This is a genomic window from Pseudovibrio sp. M1P-2-3, assembly GCF_031501865.1.
GTDB classification, from domain to species: domain Bacteria; phylum Pseudomonadota; class Alphaproteobacteria; order Rhizobiales; family Stappiaceae; genus Pseudovibrio; species Pseudovibrio corallicola.
On sequence record NZ_JARRCW010000001.1, the window covers coordinates 1,921,519 to 1,940,636 of the forward strand.

A 19,118-nucleotide genomic window follows, 5' to 3' on the forward strand; every position below is an offset into this window, starting at 1 on the left:
AGTCGGGAGGGCAGTGGCGGTGGTCCTGATAGGTCAAGCGGGTTGGCATACAACAGCAAAACTGAAGTTGCCTGATAATATAACCATCTTATTGCTCCCACCCCGTTCTCCGGAGCTCAACCCGGTTGAAAATGTTTGGCAGTACTTACGTCAAAACTGGCTCTCTAACCGAACCTTTCAAGACTACCAGGAAATTGTCGATGCCGTCTGTTCCGCTTGGAATAAGCTTATTCAACAACCCCACACAATCACATCAATCGGTAGACGAAATTGGGCGCATACAGGTCAATCATAAGTGCCGTTGGTATTATTCCTACAAAAACTCTAAGAGCATGGTGTTTCAGAGGTGCTCATGAGTTAATTGAGATTTGTTAAGTATAGAAGTTATATAATCTTAGTAGAGTTATGCTTAATGAAATAATAAATCTAATAAATTTCATAAAAGTTGGAATTAAACATTATTTTCATTTTTATAATACATCAGAATTTATCTATTTATATGATATTGCGCGTATGGTATTAATATAGGCTAATCATGTTGATCTAAAGATAAGATAAATAACTTGCTCTTGTTGAAATATACACGCGCAATACATTGGTAATTCATAGAGGCGAGAGATGGCTGATACGAACAATAATAACAATGGGCAGCACTATTCGTTTGATAGCTCTAACAGCCATGGTAACGCAGAGAGTGGAGGAACAAACACAGCCTCTCTCATAGGAATGAGCGAAAGCAGTAATGGTGTAAAGAGTGTTGCAGTTAACGACTTGATCGATTTTGACCGCTATCTTGAATTCATAGGAGCTGGCGCAAGTGAAAGCAATGAGCTGACTATCCAGTTCAGCTACTTGCCGCCCAATTCCGGTGTAAATCAAGGTGACTTGGGAGAAAACGGTCTCTGGCGGGGAACTTTATCAGAGGCTGAGCAACTGGTGCTCCAGCTTCCAAATGACTTCCAAGGTATTGTAACCGGCTCTCTTCCCATTGTTGTAGATAATAAAATAACACATGGTAAATTTCATGTGGACATTGGAAATAAATCCGAAATAAACCTTAGTATAGAACAAGCTATTCCTAGCTCTCAAGATACAGTCTCAGTGGGTCTAGCAGACGCCCTAAGTCTCAATGAGGCCCAAGTCTCGGAGTTGCAAAACGCGGAAGGTCTTTCAATTCGCATCTATGGATTGCCTGAGGGTGCAGAGGCTGTAGGGGGCGTCCAATTACAAGATGGTAGTATTGTTTTCAGTGGTACTGGTGCCGATCTAGCTGAGTTTTCTTTGATACTGCCAAGTGCAGTCGATTTTGCGGCAACCGAGGTCCAGATCTCGAAGTCCTTCCAGCATGGATTTGAAGCCCTAATCCCTTTGGAAGACTATGACGTGCCTGAAGGGGACGTGATTGTTGGCGTAACAGACGCCATGCATAGCAGTAGTGAGGGCGCAGCAATTCTTGTTCCTGAAGGCGGTGAAGAGGGAGTTGCCCACCTCATTCGGCTTTCCCAGTATCTGGAGGCGGCTGTTACCGATCTTGATGGATCGGAAACGCTCACAGAAATTGCACTGCGTTTGGAGAATTTGGCGGAAGGTGCTCTATTCTCGTATGACGGGGGAGAGACATTTACTGCCGCCAATATCAGCGACGGAGTTTTGACTTATCGGGGTCCAGCGGCAGGTTTTGACGAACTCTATCTTTCCTTGCCTGCTGATTACTCTAGTAACGGTGCCGTGGAAGGGATCTTTACAGCATTCACCAATGAAGATGGCAGGGCCAGTCAGGGCTTTCTGATACAGTCGACTTTAATGGAAGACGTGGACCTTTCCGCCCAGAATACTGTTGTCAACGAACAGCTTGATACGGGGGCAACCGTGCATTTGGGTATCAATGCATCCGTGGACGGTACTGAGCCATCCCAGGGTCTTGGCAATACCCCGGATACTGTCACCATTCAGTTCGACAGGCTGCCGGAGGGCACGACTGCAAACGGCGGTACCCTTGATGTATCAGGTCTCATCTGGACGGGTACCATAAACGAGGTTAATGCACTTACCCTCACTTTCCCGCAGGATTACTCTACGACGGCTCAGCAAGTAACTGTCAGCAGCAACCTGATAGTTAATGGTTCATTTGAACAAACCTATCTGGATCCCACAGACTGGGGCTCTTTTATGGGAGGCTCAGGGGTCCCGGGTTGGTCTGGCGAAAAGGTGGAGTTGCAAAATATCCACTGGGGACATTCTGCCTCCAACGGGCAGCAATGGTTGGAACTGGACGCTCAAATGGGTGTTGATACGGTTTTTCAGGATGTTCAGACCCAATCAGGGGCACAGTATCAACTCAGTTTCGATGTATCTACGAGATTTTTTGATACCAGCACCTTTGATGTAAGCTGGAACGGTGAGGTGATTTCAACGGTTATCCCGGAAGGGCGGCAATGGGAAACTGTGACCTTCACCGTGGAAGGAACAGGTGGGATGGATCGTTTGGCTTTCACCGAACTGGCATCCCAAAACAGTTCATTTGGAGCCTTCATTGACAATGTACAACTGGTTGAGACCGTTGTGATGGAAGAGGCTCCTATTGTCTTGCGCACAACCATCACTACTCCCGAGGGCACAGAACGTGTCACCTCTACCGTTGAAGTACAACCCACTCAGGATATTCACATTGAGGTTGGTGAGGCCAACTATATGGAAAGTGATGCGCCGCTCATGATCAAGGTGGCGGATTTTGTGAGTATAGAGGTTAGCGACATCGACAGTTCAGAAGCGCTGGAGAGCATTACCGTGCAGTTGGAGGGGCTGCCAGCGGGTACACTCTCCAATGCAGGGACACTTGAGGCGGATGGTACTTTTCTTTTCACTGGTTCGCCGAGTGCGTTTGAAGATCTGATCCTTACTTTCCCAAAGGATTATTCCACCGAGAACCCTCAGGCAAGTATTTCAGGCTCCGTCTCTGCAGCTTCCAATGAGGGAGAAACCTCGGCCTACCCTATAGAGCTGATAATTGGTGCAGAGGGAGACCTTGAGGTTTCCTACACGCAGGCTATAGATACCACGGGAGATGTGGCGACGATTTATCTCACTGAAACCGACGTCGGTAACGAAGGCCAGCAAATCAATCTTGCTGACTACTTTGCTGCACAAGCAACTGATGCGGATTCCTCTGAAAGCTTTAATGCTATTGCGTTTGAAATTGCTAACCTTCCAGAAAATACTGAGTTCTCGACTGATGGTGGAGAAACATTTAGTTCCGCTAATATCTTAGGAGATACTCTGTCTTATCGTGGTCCTACTGATAGTTTTTCGGATCTCGTTCTCTTCTTCCCCGCAGATTATTCCACCGCTGGGAGCAACACTCCAATTTTTGGTAGCTTCACCGCCTTTACCGATGAGGGGGGGAACAGAACCTTGCTTTCGCTGTACAAATCGCTCCTGAAGCGGACATTCAACTGGCAGCCCAAGCGACTATGGGTGTTGAAGACACGCCCGGCCAAGGCACCAGCGTACATCTCGGAATCTCCGCCGCTATTACAGATCTTGACCTTTCGGAAGGGGATGGCGACACTCCTGACACTGTCAGTATACAGTTTGACCGCTTACCGGATGGAACTTCCGCCAATGGTGGCGTTTTGGATGTGGAATCACTCACATGGCAAGGCTCCGTGAGCGAGGCCAATGCCTTAATCCTTCACTTCCCGGGGGACTTTTCGACGTCCTACCAAGTGGAAAGTTATGGCGATAATCTCATTTTTAATGGCTCGTTCGAGCAGGACCGTCTTGAGGGAAGTCACTGGGCCTCGTTTGAGGGCGGGGAAGGTGTATCAGGTTGGACCGGAGAACGAATTGAGGTCCAAAAAGACCATTGGGGGCATCAGGCATCCAATGGCACCCAGTGGATAGAGCTGGATGCGGAACGCGGTGTTGATATGGTCTATCAAGATGTGGAGACTGAAGCGGGGCAGCTTTATGAACTCACCTTCGATGTGTCCACCCGTTTTTACGATACCAGTACTTTTGATGTGAGCTGGAACGGACAGGTTATCTCAACCGTAGTGCCTCAAGGGCGTGAGTGGGAGACCGTGACGCTAACCGTGGAAGGAACAGGGGGAGCTGACCGTTTAGCTTTTGCGGAGTTGGCATCGCAAAATAGTGCACTTGGAGCCTTTATTGATAATGTGCAACTTCGCGCCGCTCAGGTGGTGGAAGTTGAACCTATCAGTACTCAGATTACCCTCCGTACGAGTGAGGGTTCCGAAACTATCGGCTCTTCCATTACTATTGACCCAACCCATGATATTTCCATAAATGCCTCAAATATAAACCTCACGGAGACTGATGGCTCTGTGACAGTGCAACTTTCACAATATCTTTTGGTCGCTAACTCCGATCAAGACCTGTCTGAAGTCATTGAGATGGTGAGTGTAACACTGGAAAACTTACCGGAGGGTACAACAGCCAATTTTGGTGACTTTGGAGAAAATGGAACCTTTTCATTTTCTGGCCCCCCCTACGAATTCCAAGCCTTAGAACTCACTCTGCCCGCTGATTTTTCCTCCGAAAATCCAGCAACTTCTATTGAAGGTGGCGTGTCAGCACGCTCCAATGAAGGAGAAACCACTCTTTCACCCTTTACTCTGCAAGTGGCAGCAGAAGCTGACTTGGCTTTTAACTATACGCAGGCTATGGATCAAACTGGGGACACGCCAAGCATCGTGCTCGCCCATACAGATACGCAGGGAGAAAACGTAGAATTGCAACTCTCCCAGTACTTTTCGGCCCAAGTTACCGACCTTGATCAATCGGAAAGCCTTACCGTATACACTTTGAGCTTATCCAACCTACCCATGGGAGCGCGCCTGTCTACAGATGGCGGGTTAACATTTCAAGCAAGTGAAGCGGTGAACGGAGTACTTTCTTTCAAGGGAGATGCCAGTGATCTCAGTTCGCTTGTGTTATCTTTACCGGCTATTTCCCCAGAAACGGAAGAACTTTCCATCACTGGATCGTTGAGAGTTGAAACAGATGAAGGCGGCGACGAAACGCTAGATTTTGCTATCAGTAATGATCGCATTATTGAAGATGCGGCGGCAATTGAAGATGGTTCGGGAGTAGGCGTCACTGTTGATGTTGGTTTTTCCGCAAGTGCATTACATACATCCCAAATCGGGTCGGACTGGGATCAAGCCGAAGCCGTCACTATCGCGTTCGACAGGCTACCGGAAGGTACTTTTTCCAATGTTGGTACACTTGATCTGGATGGCCTCACATGGACAGGCACCATTAATGAGGCTAACGATTTAAGCCTTACATTCCCGCAAGACTATTCCACCTCCAATCTTGCCGGGATAGGCAACGACAATTTGATCGTCAACGGGTCATTCGAAGACGCGGATCTGGGTAGCCGCTCATGGGGTTCGTTTGTTGATGGTGTGGGTGTTGCTGGCTGGGAAGGCGGGCGTATTGAGATACAAGATGAAGGTCTTGGGTTCAACGCCACCGATGGTAGACAGTGGATGGAACTGGACGCAGAGCGGGAGGTGGACACCATCTATCAAGATATCCAGACAGAGGCCGGACAGACTTATCAGCTTACTTTTGATGTGGCCACCCGTGTGTGGGAATCCAGTACTTTCGATGTGGTATGGAATGGTGAATCCATTGCCACAGTCAATCCTGCATGGGGGCAGGGGTGGTCAACGATAACGCTTTCAGTAGAAGGGACTGGCGGGGTTGACAGATTAGCATTTACTGAACTGGCTTCACAAAACAACGCTTTTGGGGCTCTGATCGATAATGTTGGACTATTTGAAACCGGTGTTGTGGAAGATAAACCCATAGAGCTAACGACTTCTATCAATACAACGGGAGATCCACTCACCTTTGAAAGCTCGCTGGTTATCGAGCCCACAGTCGATATTGCCATTGAAACCCGTGACTTTAACCTACAAGAGACGGATGCGGAGATTATCATTAATCCGGCCGATCACGTTGCCATTGTTACTACCGATAGTGACGGGTCGGAGATGTTGGAGACGATTTCTATGGTTATCTCCAATTTTCCTGAAGAGGCAACTGCCAGTCATGGAACAGTAGATGCCGACGGCAATTATCAGTTCACTGGAATTCCTGCTGAGTTTGAGAGTCTAACCCTGACTTTCGCTCGCGATTACGCCACCCAATCCGACCAAGGCCCCTTGATTGGGGAAGTTAGTGCGACCTCTAATGAGGGTGTAAGTACAACTTCCTCCTTTAAAGTTGATATCGCCGTTGAAGGAGATTTAGAGCTTAACTATTCTCAGGCCATGGACCTGAGTAGCGGCAAGGCCACAATCACTCTTCAGGAAACGGGTCAGGGCAGTGAGGGGCTCAATATTTCGCTTGGTGATTACTTTAATGCACAGGTCACGGATCAGGATCACTCCGAGAACATTGTCACTCTAACTCTTTTGATGAATGGGCTGCCTGAGGGAACTCTGCTCTCAACCGACGGGGGAACAACGTTCCAAAACACCGGCATTTCAAATGGTACCTTAGATTACTGGGGTGCGCATAATGAAATAAGCGAGGTAGTCCTGAAACTTCCAGCTGATTTTTCGACAACTAATCCCGCCAGTGAATTAAATGGGCAATTGACAGTCAATACGGATGAGCATGGAGTTGCTACTAAAGTCTTCACCGTCGCTGTGAAACACGACGCAGATATTCAATTGAGTGCCAATGACATCACAGCCTATGAAGATGCCAGTGGGGCTGGTGTGGTTGTGGACTTGAACATCAGTGCCTCAATAACTGATGCAGATGGATCCGAAGGGTCCAACCAGACAGCGGACACAGTTACTATTACCTTTGAGAACTTGCCCTCCTCGACAGGCGCTTCCCATGGCTCCTTGAATACGCAAAGCGGCGTGTGGACCGGATCTGTGCAAGAGGCCAACGCCCTATCTCTTGAATTTGCCGAGCACTATTCCACCACCAGTCCACCAGAGGGAATAGCTGCTGGACCTATTAGCTATGATATCAAAATTGTTACTCCTGAGGGAGAGCGTTCCACTTCAGCCTCTATGACAATCAACGCTCAGGAAGATATAGAGTTAACCTATGAGAATATAACCACTACAGAAGACAGCTACACCGAACTTCCTTTCAACCTCAGCGTTGAGGTGCTGGATACGGATCTCTCCGAGATACAACAGGAACCCATTCAGATTCACTTTACAGGACTGCCTGACCCCGCGTTTTTCAATGGCGGTACTTTTGAGGCAGAAGCCGGACTATGGCAGGGAACTGTTGCAGAGTTTGAAGCTCTCGCTCTTTCAGGTGTGCCTCAGCATTTTTCCGGAAAGATAACTGCACAGATCACGGCAACTTCCAATGAGGGCAGTGATACAGCCACTTTTGCTATTGGCGTTCTACCCGTAGCGGAGCCCTCAATCACCCTGTCTGTCACTGCGCAAGCCTCTGAAGGGGACATTCGGATCGTGAAGGAAGAGACTCCGTTTACGGTGCACATTGCAGCCAATACAGCGGATATGGATGGTTCTGAAATGCTGTCCTTTGTTGTCCTATCCAATACCCCGCAAGGTTGGTTGACCACGACGTCTGACGGCAGTGTGGACCTTAACGCGTTTTCCTCTGGGGCAGAGTTTATTCAATCAGCTAATTATGATGCAAATAGCGGTGATTTGACCATTACTCTAGTGGAAGATTTAGTGGAATGGTCTGGTGATTTGACCCTGACCCCCAGTGCAAATGAATCTTTGGATGTAGAAAGCCTGATGGGTGGCGAGCTGACGGTAACTGTCACAAGTGTGGACCGCGCCACGGGCCTTCCAGATTCTGTAGAGACTGCCAGCAGTTTCGTTGATGTGGACGTAGATGCAGTCATAGATAAACCATTGTTGAAGGATCAAGATCGCACCCTCACGGAAGATCTAGATTCTCTGGGGAACTCCAAAATTCGTATTACCCAGCTTAAACTAGGTGATACAGATGGCTCTGAAAAGTATGGCGCTCTCACACTGACCATTACAGCGGACGAGACCGGTTCCCAAGAGTTCTCGATCTCTGATAGCGTGACGTTGTACTCTTCGGCAAGTTCCCAAAAGGGCTCGATTGTTCTACTTCACAGTGACGCCGCTCAGGCAACCTATTCGGTTACCCAACCGGAAAACGTCAGTGATGCTCAATTTGAAGGTTTCGTTAAAAACCTGCGTATCTCCTACCCGCAAAACTTTAGCGGCGTATTCAGTGTGGATGGCAAGCTGGACGTTCATGAAACAATCGCAGAGGGTGATAATGAATATGATCTGACAGATAATTCAATTGAAATTGCCTTCGATACTACGATTACGGTACAGCCGAAAGCTGAAGCTCTGCTGACAGTGACAGTCAGTCCTGCTGAAGATGGCTTCAGCACCTCACCTCAAGCAGATCTTACAAAAAGTGTTTCCGCGACTGTTGGGCAAGATGCACCAACCGTAGAGATCTACGAGGACAGCTCCTTCACACTTCAAGTGCAGGCTGCAACACCTGATAAAGATGGTTCCGAAGATCTATTTGAGATTTTGATCAATAATGTGCCCAACGAATGGTTTGCCTATAGTGACCAAGGTACTGTTGATCCCACCCTATTTGGGGCAGATGCGGACAAAGTTGAAAGCGCCACATATGACGCCCAGACCGGCCAGCTTACATTGGTCATGGAACAGGGAGTACAGGAATTTGAAGGTGCATTGCTTCTCACTCCTATTGCCCACGACGACCGAGATGTGGATGCAGCAGATAGTCTGAAAGGACAAGATTCCAGTGGCTTCTTTGGTGATATATCCGTAGATTTGACAGTAACCGATACCCGCAATATGGAAGCTAGCCTACAAAATACTACTACGGTTTCTGTTTCTGTGGATGTTAATGTGGAAGCGGTAAATGACCTCTCCACTTTAGGGGATGTTTTTGCGGTGACTGAAGCTGCAGTAGATGCTGCAGGTGGTTGGTTACCCATTCCCCTTTCTCCACAAAACCCGGATGTGGAAGGTTCCGAAACCATTGAAACGGTAGGTATTTATGGCATTCCTAGAGGCGTTGTTGTCTTTTACGAAAATGAGACAGGAGCCTTAACACCTGCGAAACTTATGGGAGTTGATACCACTACTGGAACAACAGACTGGGCTTTGGAAAATGGCCAGTGGAGTAGTGCAGTTCTACGTGGGATACCGGAACATTTTTCAGGTGTACTGACATCAGACCCAGTGTCAGGGCAACCTATACGCAGTGATGATGGTACGACCTCAATTACTGCCCGTGTTCTCACTCGTGAGTTTAATGATGGTGAAACCGGACAGACCGATACGGGTCAGTTGGTTATTGAGGTCACTCCGTCCATTGACGGTGGTCAACCGGACCAAACTTTCAATGCTTTTGAAGATCAGGCCTTCCGGCCAAATCTTGATGGAAATCTCATTGATATTTCGGATGATTCTCCTGAAGAGCTTATCGGGGATGTCGTCTTAAGCCTTGATGAGGGAGCGACCAATTCAGTTGGACAGGAAGTACGCTTTTTCCTTGGCGTTGATGAGCCAAGTGCAGAGGAGATCTTTGCCAATGAAGCTGGCGAACTGCGCATCGATTCAAGTAGAATTGGTGAGTTGTACATCTTACCTCCCAAAGACAGTAATGAGGACTTTTCTTTGGGTGTTGAATACAGCATTCGCGAATCTACTAATCCAGATGGGCCTACAAAAACCGAGAGTGGTACCTTAAATATTAATGTAAAAGGGGTCGCGGATACACCGGAAGTTACTGCCCCGGAAGAGGCCTACGTTGGCAACGACAATAGTACCTTCCTTCTTGATAGCTCAGTTGGAGGCGAGGCAGGTGCAGCCACACGTCTTGGCGGTATGATGACCGAGCTTATGCCCGACGGTATCAACTATGATGGCTCAGAAAATCTCTACTTCGTTATCACAGGCGACAGTCTGTCCACAATGGCCCAACAAAATGGACCAACCGTAGCAGCCCCTGCCGTCTCTTTCGTAAACGGAGTGGATACCGGTGCGGGGGCGGTCATCGTTTCGGCATCTGATATCGGCAATCTGAGTTTCATCCCTGTCAATGTCGAGGGTACCACAGACTACGAGTTTACGTTGCGCGCTATCGTGGTTGAAGATGATGAAAAAGTCCCTACAGGAACATCTGTAATCGAGGCTTCAGCCCTACCCGGCGTTGCCATTTCTGAAGCAGACTTCTTTGTCCGTGTTACGGATCAAAATGGTCACAATGGTGTCGGCGGAGGTGGCTACGGTTCTAATCCTCCCGTTACTCCAGAGCTGCCCGAGCCGCCGGATGTGGCCATCTCCCCCATCGTTGGGAGCGAGGACGAAGAAGCTATGTTTAACGTAATTCTCAATAATTATGGCGGGGATTTCTCGCAGATTCCGCAAGAGGGTTCCATCGAAATTACAGGAGTGCCTCAAGGATCGGTGATCCGTGCAGAGCCGGCTGATGCGGTCAGCTATAACCCTATTTCGGGTTCCTACTTCATAAACCATGCTTCTGCAAATTCAGAGACCAACTACTACATAGAGTTTCCCGAGAATATGTCGAGCGCAGACTCGCCAGTAGATGGTCTAGAAACCATGTCTGTTCTTTCACAGTCTCTAAATGCCCGGTTCGGACTTTATGAAAGTGTTGAGCAGGTCACCAGTGTTTACATTGATCCAGTGGCGGATGGCCCAACAGTGCAAGTCCACTCTTCAGGAGGCTATGAGGACACGGCCATTCCCATCGTGATCTCCGTGGGACTAGTGGATCAAGGAGAAACACTGGGCGATGGTATAGAACTCTCCCTTCAGGCAAACCAAGGCGTTCTTGCGGATAGCAACGGAGCACCACTCGTTCCCAGCAGTGTATCCAATGGTCAATTGTACTATGAAGTATCCAGTGATACCACAAATCTCACCTTGCTCCCCACTTTGCACCTGCATGGCGATATTCCTATAACTGTAACAGCCACCTCAGTGGAACCTAACGGAGACAGCGCCTCCACCACTTCAACAGTGACAGTACCTGTGGAAGCGGTCGCAGATGTCGGCATTGTTACCTTCGATTCTCATCTTGAGACAGGTGTTGAGGATGGAGAAGAATTGCCAGTAGCCGCAACGCTAGAGGATGTGAGTTTGCTGGTTGACAACGTCATCGCAACCTCCACGCCTGATGTGGATGGATCTGAGGTTTACAGTGTAACACTTGCAGGCCTTCCTGATTTTCTGAGTGTGAATGTGGGCACTGACAACGGACTTGACGAAAGTGGCCTGCGCAGCTTCACCATGACCCCTGAAGAATATGCTCTCCTTGAGATTAGCCTTACTGAAGCGAATGTTCATATGGACGGCGTCACGTTACCCGAACAGGTACGATTGACGGTGGAAGTGAATACTCTGGAATTATCTAATGGGGATACCAACACAGGGTCTGCGGATTTTCTCTTCAAAGTCCTTCCGGATGCTGATGCTCCAAACGTCAGCGTAACCAGTACCGAAACAGGGGAAGATGTTGCCATTGCTCTCGAAATCTCAGGGGAATTGAGCGATACATCTGAAGTTCTAAGCCACTTTATCATTCGAGATATCCCGGACGGGGCACAAATCTTAGTGGACGGGGCGGCCATTGCCACTGGACCCGAAGAGGCACATATTGAGGCTGCAGGCATTAATAGTGTCAGTTTCAAACCTGCTCCCGACAGCGCTGAGACGATTACATTACAAATTGTGTCTGTCTCATTGGAGCCTACAGTCGAAGATCCTTCAGCAGCCAACGCCACTGAAGAATCCGAACCGGCTGCGCTTACCATCACCGTTACTCCTCAAGCAGATGTAGATCTGCAAGTTGATGTGGCTGATGTGGCGCAAAGCGGTAGCGTTCTGGAGGTTGATTTTGGTCTAAGTGCCATCGTGACAGACAGTGTGGGGCCAGAAACTGAACATCTGGAAGTCATTACACTATCATTTAATAATCTACCAGAAGGTGCCACTTTTAATAGTGGTAGTTTGTCTGCAGATGGGCAGGAGCTCTCTCTCTCTCGTGGCTCCTATGGCAGTGATCAGGCCTTTGTCAGCGCCCTTGCGGCTATCGTGGCCCTTGTGCCTGCAGATTTCTTTGGGGAGATTAGTGGTACAGCCCAAGCAACAACCAGTGAAGGGAAAGGCTCTGTCGTCGATTTTAGTACCACGATCAATGCCCAGCCACACGCTAACGCTGACACAGTGCTGGACGGTCAAGGGTACGGAAACTTCACAATCACTGAAACCAGCCTGCTGGAAAATTATAGTGATCCAGACTCGCAGAATCTCTCCGTAATCAACCTGCAAACCAACTCCAGCAACGCATCCCTTGCACAAGGGGAAGATGCCGGAACATGGGTTCTAACAGTAGCAGAAGGCTTTGAGGGGCAAGTAGACCTTACATACCAAGTTACTGACAATGAAAACTCACCCGCTCAGGTGGATGCCGTGGCCACTGTTCTGGCTGATAACGAGCTTGAGTTACAGATGAGCGCTACGGATTTACAAGTTGATGTGGCCGATGGTGAGAGTGCAAATCTCCTAAGCAATGTTACGGGGTCAGAAGACACGTTTGATGTGGCAGAGGGAACCAGCGGAAATGATGCTGTTATCATTGATGAGAGTTCCACATACGCTGACGTTGATGCATTTAGTACTCTTGGCGGACAAGATCTTGTAGACCTGAGTTTTGCCTATGAAGGCTATACGGTCAATCTTGGCTCGGGGAATGATATTGCTATCGGTTCAAGCGGTGCAGATACTCTTGTTGGAGGTCTTGGACGTGATATTCTGGATGGCGGCTTGGGGGGGGATACTTTGATTGGCGGTGAAGGGGCTGATAATTTCTTGATCAATAATCTCGATGCCCTTGACGCCATCGCCGACTACTCTGCCGAACAAGGAGATGTAATTGACCTCTCTGCCCTATTAGAAGTAAACGGTGATGTGAGTGACTTTGTTCAATTCAATAATAATACTGGAGAGATCAGCGTGGATCAAGATGGTACAGGCAGTCAACAGGGTTACGAGGTCGCTGTCACTTTGGATATGATTCCCACTAACGTGATTATTAACGTCACAGACGATTCCAGTGATGGAAATGTCATTTTGTAGAGGGTGACAATCCTCCCACCTGGGCCTTGGCAAACTCGAGTATTTGCCAAGGATTGGGTTTAGGTGGAAAGTACAGGCATTCGAATAAAGAGCACGTAGACTTTAAAGCAATGAGGCGCAACGCTGAATCGATTGGGGATTCCCAATCAGGTTGATTTGTGATTTACTCCTTTTAGGGAGGAGATCACATGGGCCGGCCACTTTCACTTGATTTACGCCTTCGCTTTAAAAGGCTCATTTTATCCGGGATGAGCGGGCGTGAAGCAGCACGCCGCCTGCTGATCTCTCCAGCATCAGGATCTCGCTTGGCCCGTAAAGTTCGGGAGGGGCAGAGTTTAATCCCGGTCAGGACAGGGCGCCCAAAGGGAGGCGGAAAATTGGAGCCCTACCTCTCCTTCTTGCGCGAGCTGGTCAATCAAGACGGAGATATCACGTTGATGGAGTTATGTGATGCACTTTTCATGGCTGAGGGAGTGAGGGTTCACCATACTTCCGTCTCCAAGGCTTTGCGCCGTCTTGGCTACACCTATAAAAAAAATCGTTGGTGGCAACCGAGCGTGGCAAACTCCATGTACAAAATGCCAGAGATGAATGGCGCCACACCCGTCAGCCTATAATGCGTGATCTGCCTGAGAGACTGGTGTTTCTCGATGAAACCAGTGTTAAAACGAATTTAACCCGGCTGCGAGGCCGAGCCTTTAAAGGGGAACGAGCCCTTGACACAGCGCCGTTTGGACGCTGGCAGAACCAGACCTTTATCGCCGGTTTGACCCACGAGGGACTCATTGCGCCCTGGGTTCTGGACGGGGCCATGAATGGCAAGGCATTCACCACTTATATCACGACACAACTGGCTCCATGCTTGCACCCTAAAACGGTGGTCATTCTGGATAACCTGTCCACACACAAAGTTCCAGAAGCCGCAAGGGCCCTCAGACAAAGCGGGTGTTGGTTCCTTTTTCTGCCGCCCTATTCTCCTGATCTCAATCCTATCGAAATGGCGTTTTCCAAGCTCAAAGCACACCTACGCAGAATGAAAGCCAGAACCTTTGAGACCTTGATAAAGGCTCTGGGTGACATATGCGATCTGTTCACACCCCAAGAGTGTTGGAATTACTTCAAGGCAGCTGGATATGTTTCAGTATAAAGGCTCAAGACTATAGTAGGCAGTGATGAGCTTTACAGAAAGTACCACGGCTATTCAGCCTCAAAGCCTATCACAAATTGCCAGTGTTTTCTCTTTGACACATCTGTATAGCGCTGGAGAGCTTTAGGCCAGATTTTTCAAGGGTAAAATGGGCTAGTACCCGCTTTCTTCCTGCCCTGCCTAGGGCCTTACGTTCTTCTTTAGACAGCTTCAAAAGATCTTCTATTCCTTGGCGTAAGGATGTTGGGTTCCCGGGAGTTACCAGAAATCCAGTTTCGGGGGTGACTGTTTCTTTCATCCCCATAAATGCAGTAGTGATCACAGGAAGCTCCATAGACATTGCTTCCTTTACAACCAGAGGGCCTGTGTCTCTGGCCCCATTTGTAGCTTTTTTAAATGGAGCAATCAAGGCCATATAATTGGGAGCATTTCCCGCCAACCAATGTGAGTCTCTTACTCCCAAAAACTTGATAGTATTCTCTCTTGGGTCAAGAACCGCCGCTTTTTCTTCAAGAAACTTACGTAAAGGACCGTCCCCGACAATATCTATGGGAGGAAATTTATCCATCTCAGAGAACGCCTGTAGGATATCATCCACGCCCTTCTGCTCAACAAGACGACCAATAAAGAGCAGGCGCCCATTACATTGCGATGTAGATACGCTTTGAAACTTTCTGGGGTCGGTGCCACAGGGTATCATACTGACTTTAGCAGCAGGTTGAATGTCATGTAGATCGTTACTTAAGTCATTGCACACGGATACGACAAAGTCGGCGGAGGCTAGTTTGAGTGGTAAATCATAGGCCTCTTCATAGACATCATGTCCATGGCACACGAATGATACCGTTTTTCTACTCAGACGAGCTGCTGCAATGGCATGGGCACTCGCAGGGCCTGAAAAATGAGCATGGAAATGATCAACTTTCTCAGTACTAGCGAAGGATGCAATTTTAAAAGAGTTTCCTAAAAGGGAAAACTTTGGCAAATACATTTGAGTGTTGACAAAGTTTATGGCCTCGCTTGATTTCAGGGAAAGACACTTCAAGCTTGGTAAGGCGGTTCGCACCCCAGCCTCCCCTATAAAATGAGCACCTTCCTGCGAGAGTTTAATATCTTCCGGTTGCGCTGGGCCGCTTGCCCGCTTCAAGATCAACGGTACCACTTTGTGCCCTAAGGATTGCATCGCGCGGATTTCATTTCCCACAAAGGTTTCACTTAGAACGGGAAACTCTTCCAAAACATAGCCAACTGTCTGCATTTGTTACCAGTTTCTTACTTTGAGATTTTAGCAGTGAAACTATTGCCTTCACTGTACAGACAAACCTTAAGCAAACCACAAGAACACCAAAAAGTTGTTTACGCACTCGTGATTATATTTAGAGAAATTTAACCTATTCCAAGCAATTGAAATGCACTTGTCCAACAAGAAGTGGGCAGTATTTCAAGGCGATAAACCAAACGGAACTTCATAAGTAAACTTAGTGAAGATAATCTGATATTTTTAAAAGTAACAGTATGATATAGATAAAATATAATTCCCTTTAACTTGCCTTGCTACTAGGTGGTATACTTATGTTATTATGAAAATCACCTTAAGGGTACCTCTGAAAATTTCCTATTTGATTTTTTGTTGTATCGTCAATGACTTGAAATGATATATTTGGAGTGCTTATGGCCTGCTTGCATTTTTTTGATATTGCCAATCACTATAAGGATCCCGATGCTAGCAATGATCCACTGGCTAAGATCGACAATGTGGTACCATGAGAGAGCTTTCGCGGTTGACTTGAAAAGTCTTAGCGTCAGCGGCCGGAGGATCGCAAGTCCAAAGCGGGCCGCAAACCTTGGGATGCTGTTTTAATGTTCAAAATGCTCATCCTGTGCGCCCTTTATAGCCTGTCGGATGATCAGGCTGAATATCAGATCCGGGATCGGTTTTCATTTTTACGCTTTCTGGGGCTAGGTTTGGAAGACCGCGTTCTGGACGCCAAAACGATCTGGATGTACCGTGAACTGTTGGTACAGGCGGATATCATCCAGTCGCTGTTCGATGCTTTTGACTATTACCTTAAAGAACAAGGTTATCTGGTCATGGGCGGCCAAGTTATTGATGCGTCGATCGTTTCTGTTCCAAAGCTTTGATGGGCAGCTTTGCAGTCATCCGTTTACTCTTGGCCCAACCAACGATCCGGCGGGAATATAGATCCAGAATAATCGGCAGATACAACCATCCTTGAGTTGCCCAGAGAAAACTGATGTCTATGCCCATTTCTGATTTTCGCCTGTACAGGTAAAATCCTGTTCAAGGAGATTGGGCGCAAAAGGGTTGTTGTGAGAACTGTCGGTGGTTTTCTTGAAGCGGGGTTTACTTATATCGCGCAAAGCGTTGTCCCGCATCAATCTGGCAACGCGTTTGCGACCTACAGCAAGGCCGGCCTCCTTGAGTTCTGCGTGAATTCGAGGGGGCCCATAGGTTTGGCGTGAGGTTGCAAAGACTTCTTTGATAGGGGCCAGAAGCACCATATCCTCCTGTTGGCGTTTGCTGGCACAGCGCTGCTTTCAGGCATAGTACCCACTACAGCTCACGCCCATAAATGAGCACAAAAACGAACAGGATAGGAAGCGCTCTACGCTCTAATAAATTGAAATTTCAAATACTTGTTTCCTTGGCGAAGAACGCTGCTGCTTTTTTAGTAACTCCCTTTCCTGACGAAGAAGCGTGACTTCCTTACGCAGGCGAGCAAGCTCTTTCTCAACATCATCATGCGGCCCCGATAGCAGATCCTCATCCCGATACTTGCGGCTCCAGCGGCTTAACGTAGAGCGTGGGACACCAAGCTCGTCGGCAATTTCTGCAACCTTTCGTCCACTACTCACCACCAAACGTACAGCTTCCTGTTTGAACTCATCTGTATAATTCGTTTGCCCCTGTCGCTTCATGCGATCCTCCTGTTGCTACTTTAGCAGAAGTGCCTCCACTTTTACGGGGTAAGTCCATAACATTGGAGATCAAGCTGAGGTGAACTTTGACGCCTCTGGCCATAAAAAGAGCATCGCGTAGCTCACATAAACTTATGTCTGCGTCTTGCGTAATGAGTTCTTTGAAAAACCGGAAATAAATCTCCAGTTTTCCGCTGCCTATGGGGCGATCTAACTTGGCTAGTTCCAAGCTGAGATCAGTACGAACTTTCCGTGCCAGGCGCGAAGCTGCTGCGGAGGAGATCATCAGCTGGCGGGCTGCTTCTCGCCCGCTTAAGTCAGCTTTTATGAGTCGTCGAAAACGAACACGGATGTCACGGGAAAGGGGGGCTGGCATGTAGGGTCCACCTAAAAGGGAGTGAATTACAAACCAGCAAGATTGGGAATCCCTTGAGATTCAACATTATGGGGAGTTGATTTAATATTGGCGATCAGGCGGACTTTCGTCGTGAAGCGACCTTTTGAGCGACCAAAACCCTGTTTTTGGGTCCCCTTTTTGCGCCTGCCTCCTGCTGGTGTGTCCGGGTGACAGTGCTATCAATCATATGAATACTGGAAGGGGTTGAATTACTGTCATTCAGCACGGACAGGATCAATTCCCACAACCCTGCTTGGCTTCACCGGCGGAACTGTTGGTACACATTGATCCATTTCCAAAACTCTTCGGGTAAATAGCGTCACAGTGCACGGGTTCTGGCAATCCAAAAGATCCCATCAAGAACACGGCGATGATCCCTTGGTTTGCGACCACCTCGTCCGCGTATGGCAATGACAAACTGCTCAAAAATAACTGGATTTGTGAATCCTATTTGTAAACTGGACTTGGGGAGATTCGGAGTTACACTTTTTTTTTTTTGGCAATAGAAGACTACTTGATTTCAGGGTGAATGAATATTGATGCTTAAGCAACAGGTAGGCAACAACAGCAACGAAAAGGGCCGCAATGGCTCCAGACAAGTTACTGAAAATTGATGCTATTTGTTCCAAGTGCGACGCAAAACTGTAGCCAAGGGTAATATAGGTGCTGGTCCAAATAATTGCTCCTGGCATCGCTGCCAATGTATAACGACGCCATCCGAGTGCGCCTGCACCGCTTAAATAGCTCATATAAGAGCACATGGGGCTGAGTACTGTGTGGCTGAGAAAAACCGCTAAACTGCCGTGTCCCTGTAAAAGTTTCTTACTTTTTTGTAGGGGAGATCTCGCATGTTTGGAGTGTTCCAAACGGGAGAGGAGGCGCGGGCCGAAAGCTCTTGCAATTCCGTAGGCAATCTGGTCACCCAGTAAGTGTGCGGACAATGAGGACGCAAGCAGTGAAGACACCGTCAGATCTCCGGTAGCCGCGAAACTTCCGCCTATGAGCAACAGGGCTGAGGCCGGAACAGGAACGGCCAGCGTTCCAGACAAGATTACTATAAAAATCAGGTAGGATCCGTAGTCCGGGACGAGACCAATGATGCTATCCATCATGTTGCTCCTCGCGATATTGGGTTGCTGCTGCACGAACGCGCGCAGTCAATTCTTCCATGGAAATTCCTTGTTCATCAGCAATCCGCCCAAGACGGATTCCTTTATCTTTTTTGGGGTCCAGTGAAAGAATTTGTATGACGAGAGGGCGTGGTAAATTGTAGGTTAATACGATGTAGCGAGGTGTCATCCAAGGTTTAAGCGCCATATCTTTATGACGGGGATCATGCAGATATAGGGTATCCAAAATAACGAGCACCAGAAGCCAAGTCGCAACAATCGATGCGATCAGGAGGATACCTGCTAATATGCGTTTCCTATTCACCAAAGCGCTGAGATTTTTAATCATA

The 19,118-nt window shown here is 48.1% G+C and carries 9 protein-coding genes and 2 pseudogenes; 5 read left to right on the plus strand and 6 right to left on the minus strand.

Going from position 1 to position 19,118, the window contains the following annotated elements; translation table 11 throughout:
- Positions 1-10: 10 nt before the first annotated feature.
- The 4 genes and pseudogenes from P6574_RS08715 to P6574_RS08730 form a co-directional block, all read left to right on the plus strand.
- Positions 11-295, plus strand: a pseudogene (locus P6574_RS08715) (transposase); the annotation flags it as partial.
- Positions 296-618: 323 nt separating this feature from the next.
- Entirely contained in the window at positions 619-3,669 is a 3,051-nt protein-coding gene (locus P6574_RS08720; protein ID WP_310619953.1) for a carbohydrate binding domain-containing protein, read from the plus strand.
- A gap of 1,178 nt (positions 3,670-4,847) precedes the next feature.
- Positions 4,848-13,175 (plus strand): cadherin-like domain-containing protein, encoded by an 8,328-nt coding sequence (locus P6574_RS08725; RefSeq protein WP_405048136.1) that lies wholly within the window; start codon positions 4,848-4,850, stop codon positions 13,173-13,175.
- A 188-nt stretch (positions 13,176-13,363) separates the two neighbouring features.
- Positions 13,364-14,322, plus strand: a protein-coding gene (locus tag P6574_RS08730) for an IS630 family transposase (RefSeq protein WP_310619020.1) whose coding sequence is annotated in 2 segments (ribosomal slippage) — positions 13,364-13,705 and positions 13,708-14,322 — 957 coding nt in all. Because the reading frame shifts where the segments join, the coding sequence is not laid out codon by codon here.
- Between the two features lie 70 nt (positions 14,323-14,392).
- Here P6574_RS08730 and P6574_RS08735 read toward each other — a convergent pair.
- The gene (locus P6574_RS08735; RefSeq protein ID WP_310619954.1) at positions 14,393-15,580 is read right to left on the minus strand and encodes a glycosyltransferase family 4 protein; all 1,188 of its coding nucleotides are present in this window, start codon (positions 15,578-15,580) and stop codon (positions 14,393-14,395) included.
- A gap of 413 nt (positions 15,581-15,993) precedes the next feature.
- Here P6574_RS08735 and P6574_RS08740 point away from each other — a divergent pair.
- Positions 15,994-16,458, plus strand: a pseudogene (locus P6574_RS08740) (transposase); the annotation flags it as partial.
- A gap of 123 nt (positions 16,459-16,581) precedes the next feature.
- On the opposite strand, the gene P6574_RS08745 reads toward P6574_RS08740, so the two are convergent.
- The 5 genes from P6574_RS08745 to P6574_RS08770 form a co-directional block, all read right to left on the minus strand.
- Positions 16,582-16,842: an IS3 family transposase gene (locus P6574_RS08745; protein WP_310619955.1), complete on the minus strand. Its 261-nt coding sequence runs from the start codon at positions 16,840-16,842 to the stop codon at positions 16,582-16,584.
- Positions 16,843-16,956: 114 nt separating this feature from the next.
- Positions 16,957-17,262 carry a transposase gene (locus tag P6574_RS08750; RefSeq protein ID WP_310619956.1) on the minus strand — a complete coding sequence of 102 codons (306 nt, stop codon included), beginning with the start codon at positions 17,260-17,262 and terminating at the stop codon, positions 16,957-16,959.
- Positions 17,228-17,638, minus strand: coding sequence for a hypothetical protein (locus P6574_RS08755; protein ID WP_310619957.1), 411 nt, complete (start codon positions 17,636-17,638; stop codon positions 17,228-17,230). Before P6574_RS08755 ends, P6574_RS08750 begins: the two co-directional genes overlap by 35 nt.
- Before the next feature lie 443 nt (positions 17,639-18,081).
- A complete protein-coding gene (locus P6574_RS08765; protein WP_310619958.1) occupies positions 18,082-18,768 on the minus strand; it encodes a DedA family protein in 687 nt (228 codons plus the stop codon).
- Entirely contained in the window at positions 18,761-19,117 is a 357-nt protein-coding gene (locus P6574_RS08770) for a hypothetical protein (protein WP_310619959.1), read from the minus strand. The genes P6574_RS08765 and P6574_RS08770 overlap by 8 nt, the downstream gene beginning before the upstream one ends.
- Position 19,118 lies beyond the last annotated feature (1 nt).

Excerpts from the sequence above, each read along its gene's own strand:
- P6574_RS08720 (WP_310619953.1), top strand. The coding sequence starts at position 619 with ATGGCTGATACGAACAATAATAACAATGGGCAGCACTATTCGTTTGAT.
- P6574_RS08725 (WP_405048136.1), top strand. The coding sequence starts at position 4,848 with ATGGGAGCGCGCCTGTCTACAGATGGCGGGTTAACATTTCAAGCAAGT.
- P6574_RS08735 (WP_310619954.1), bottom strand. The coding sequence starts at position 15,580 with ATGCAGACAGTTGGCTATGTTTTGGAAGAGTTTCCCGTTCTAAGTGAA.
- P6574_RS08750 (WP_310619956.1), bottom strand. The coding sequence starts at position 17,262 with ATGAAGCGACAGGGGCAAACGAATTATACAGATGAGTTCAAACAGGAA.
- P6574_RS08755 (WP_310619957.1), bottom strand. The coding sequence starts at position 17,638 with ATGCCAGCCCCCCTTTCCCGTGACATCCGTGTTCGTTTTCGACGACTC.
- P6574_RS08765 (WP_310619958.1), bottom strand. The coding sequence starts at position 18,768 with ATGGATAGCATCATTGGTCTCGTCCCGGACTACGGATCCTACCTGATT.
- P6574_RS08770 (WP_310619959.1), bottom strand. The coding sequence starts at position 19,117 with ATGATTAAAAATCTCAGCGCTTTGGTGAATAGGAAACGCATATTAGCA.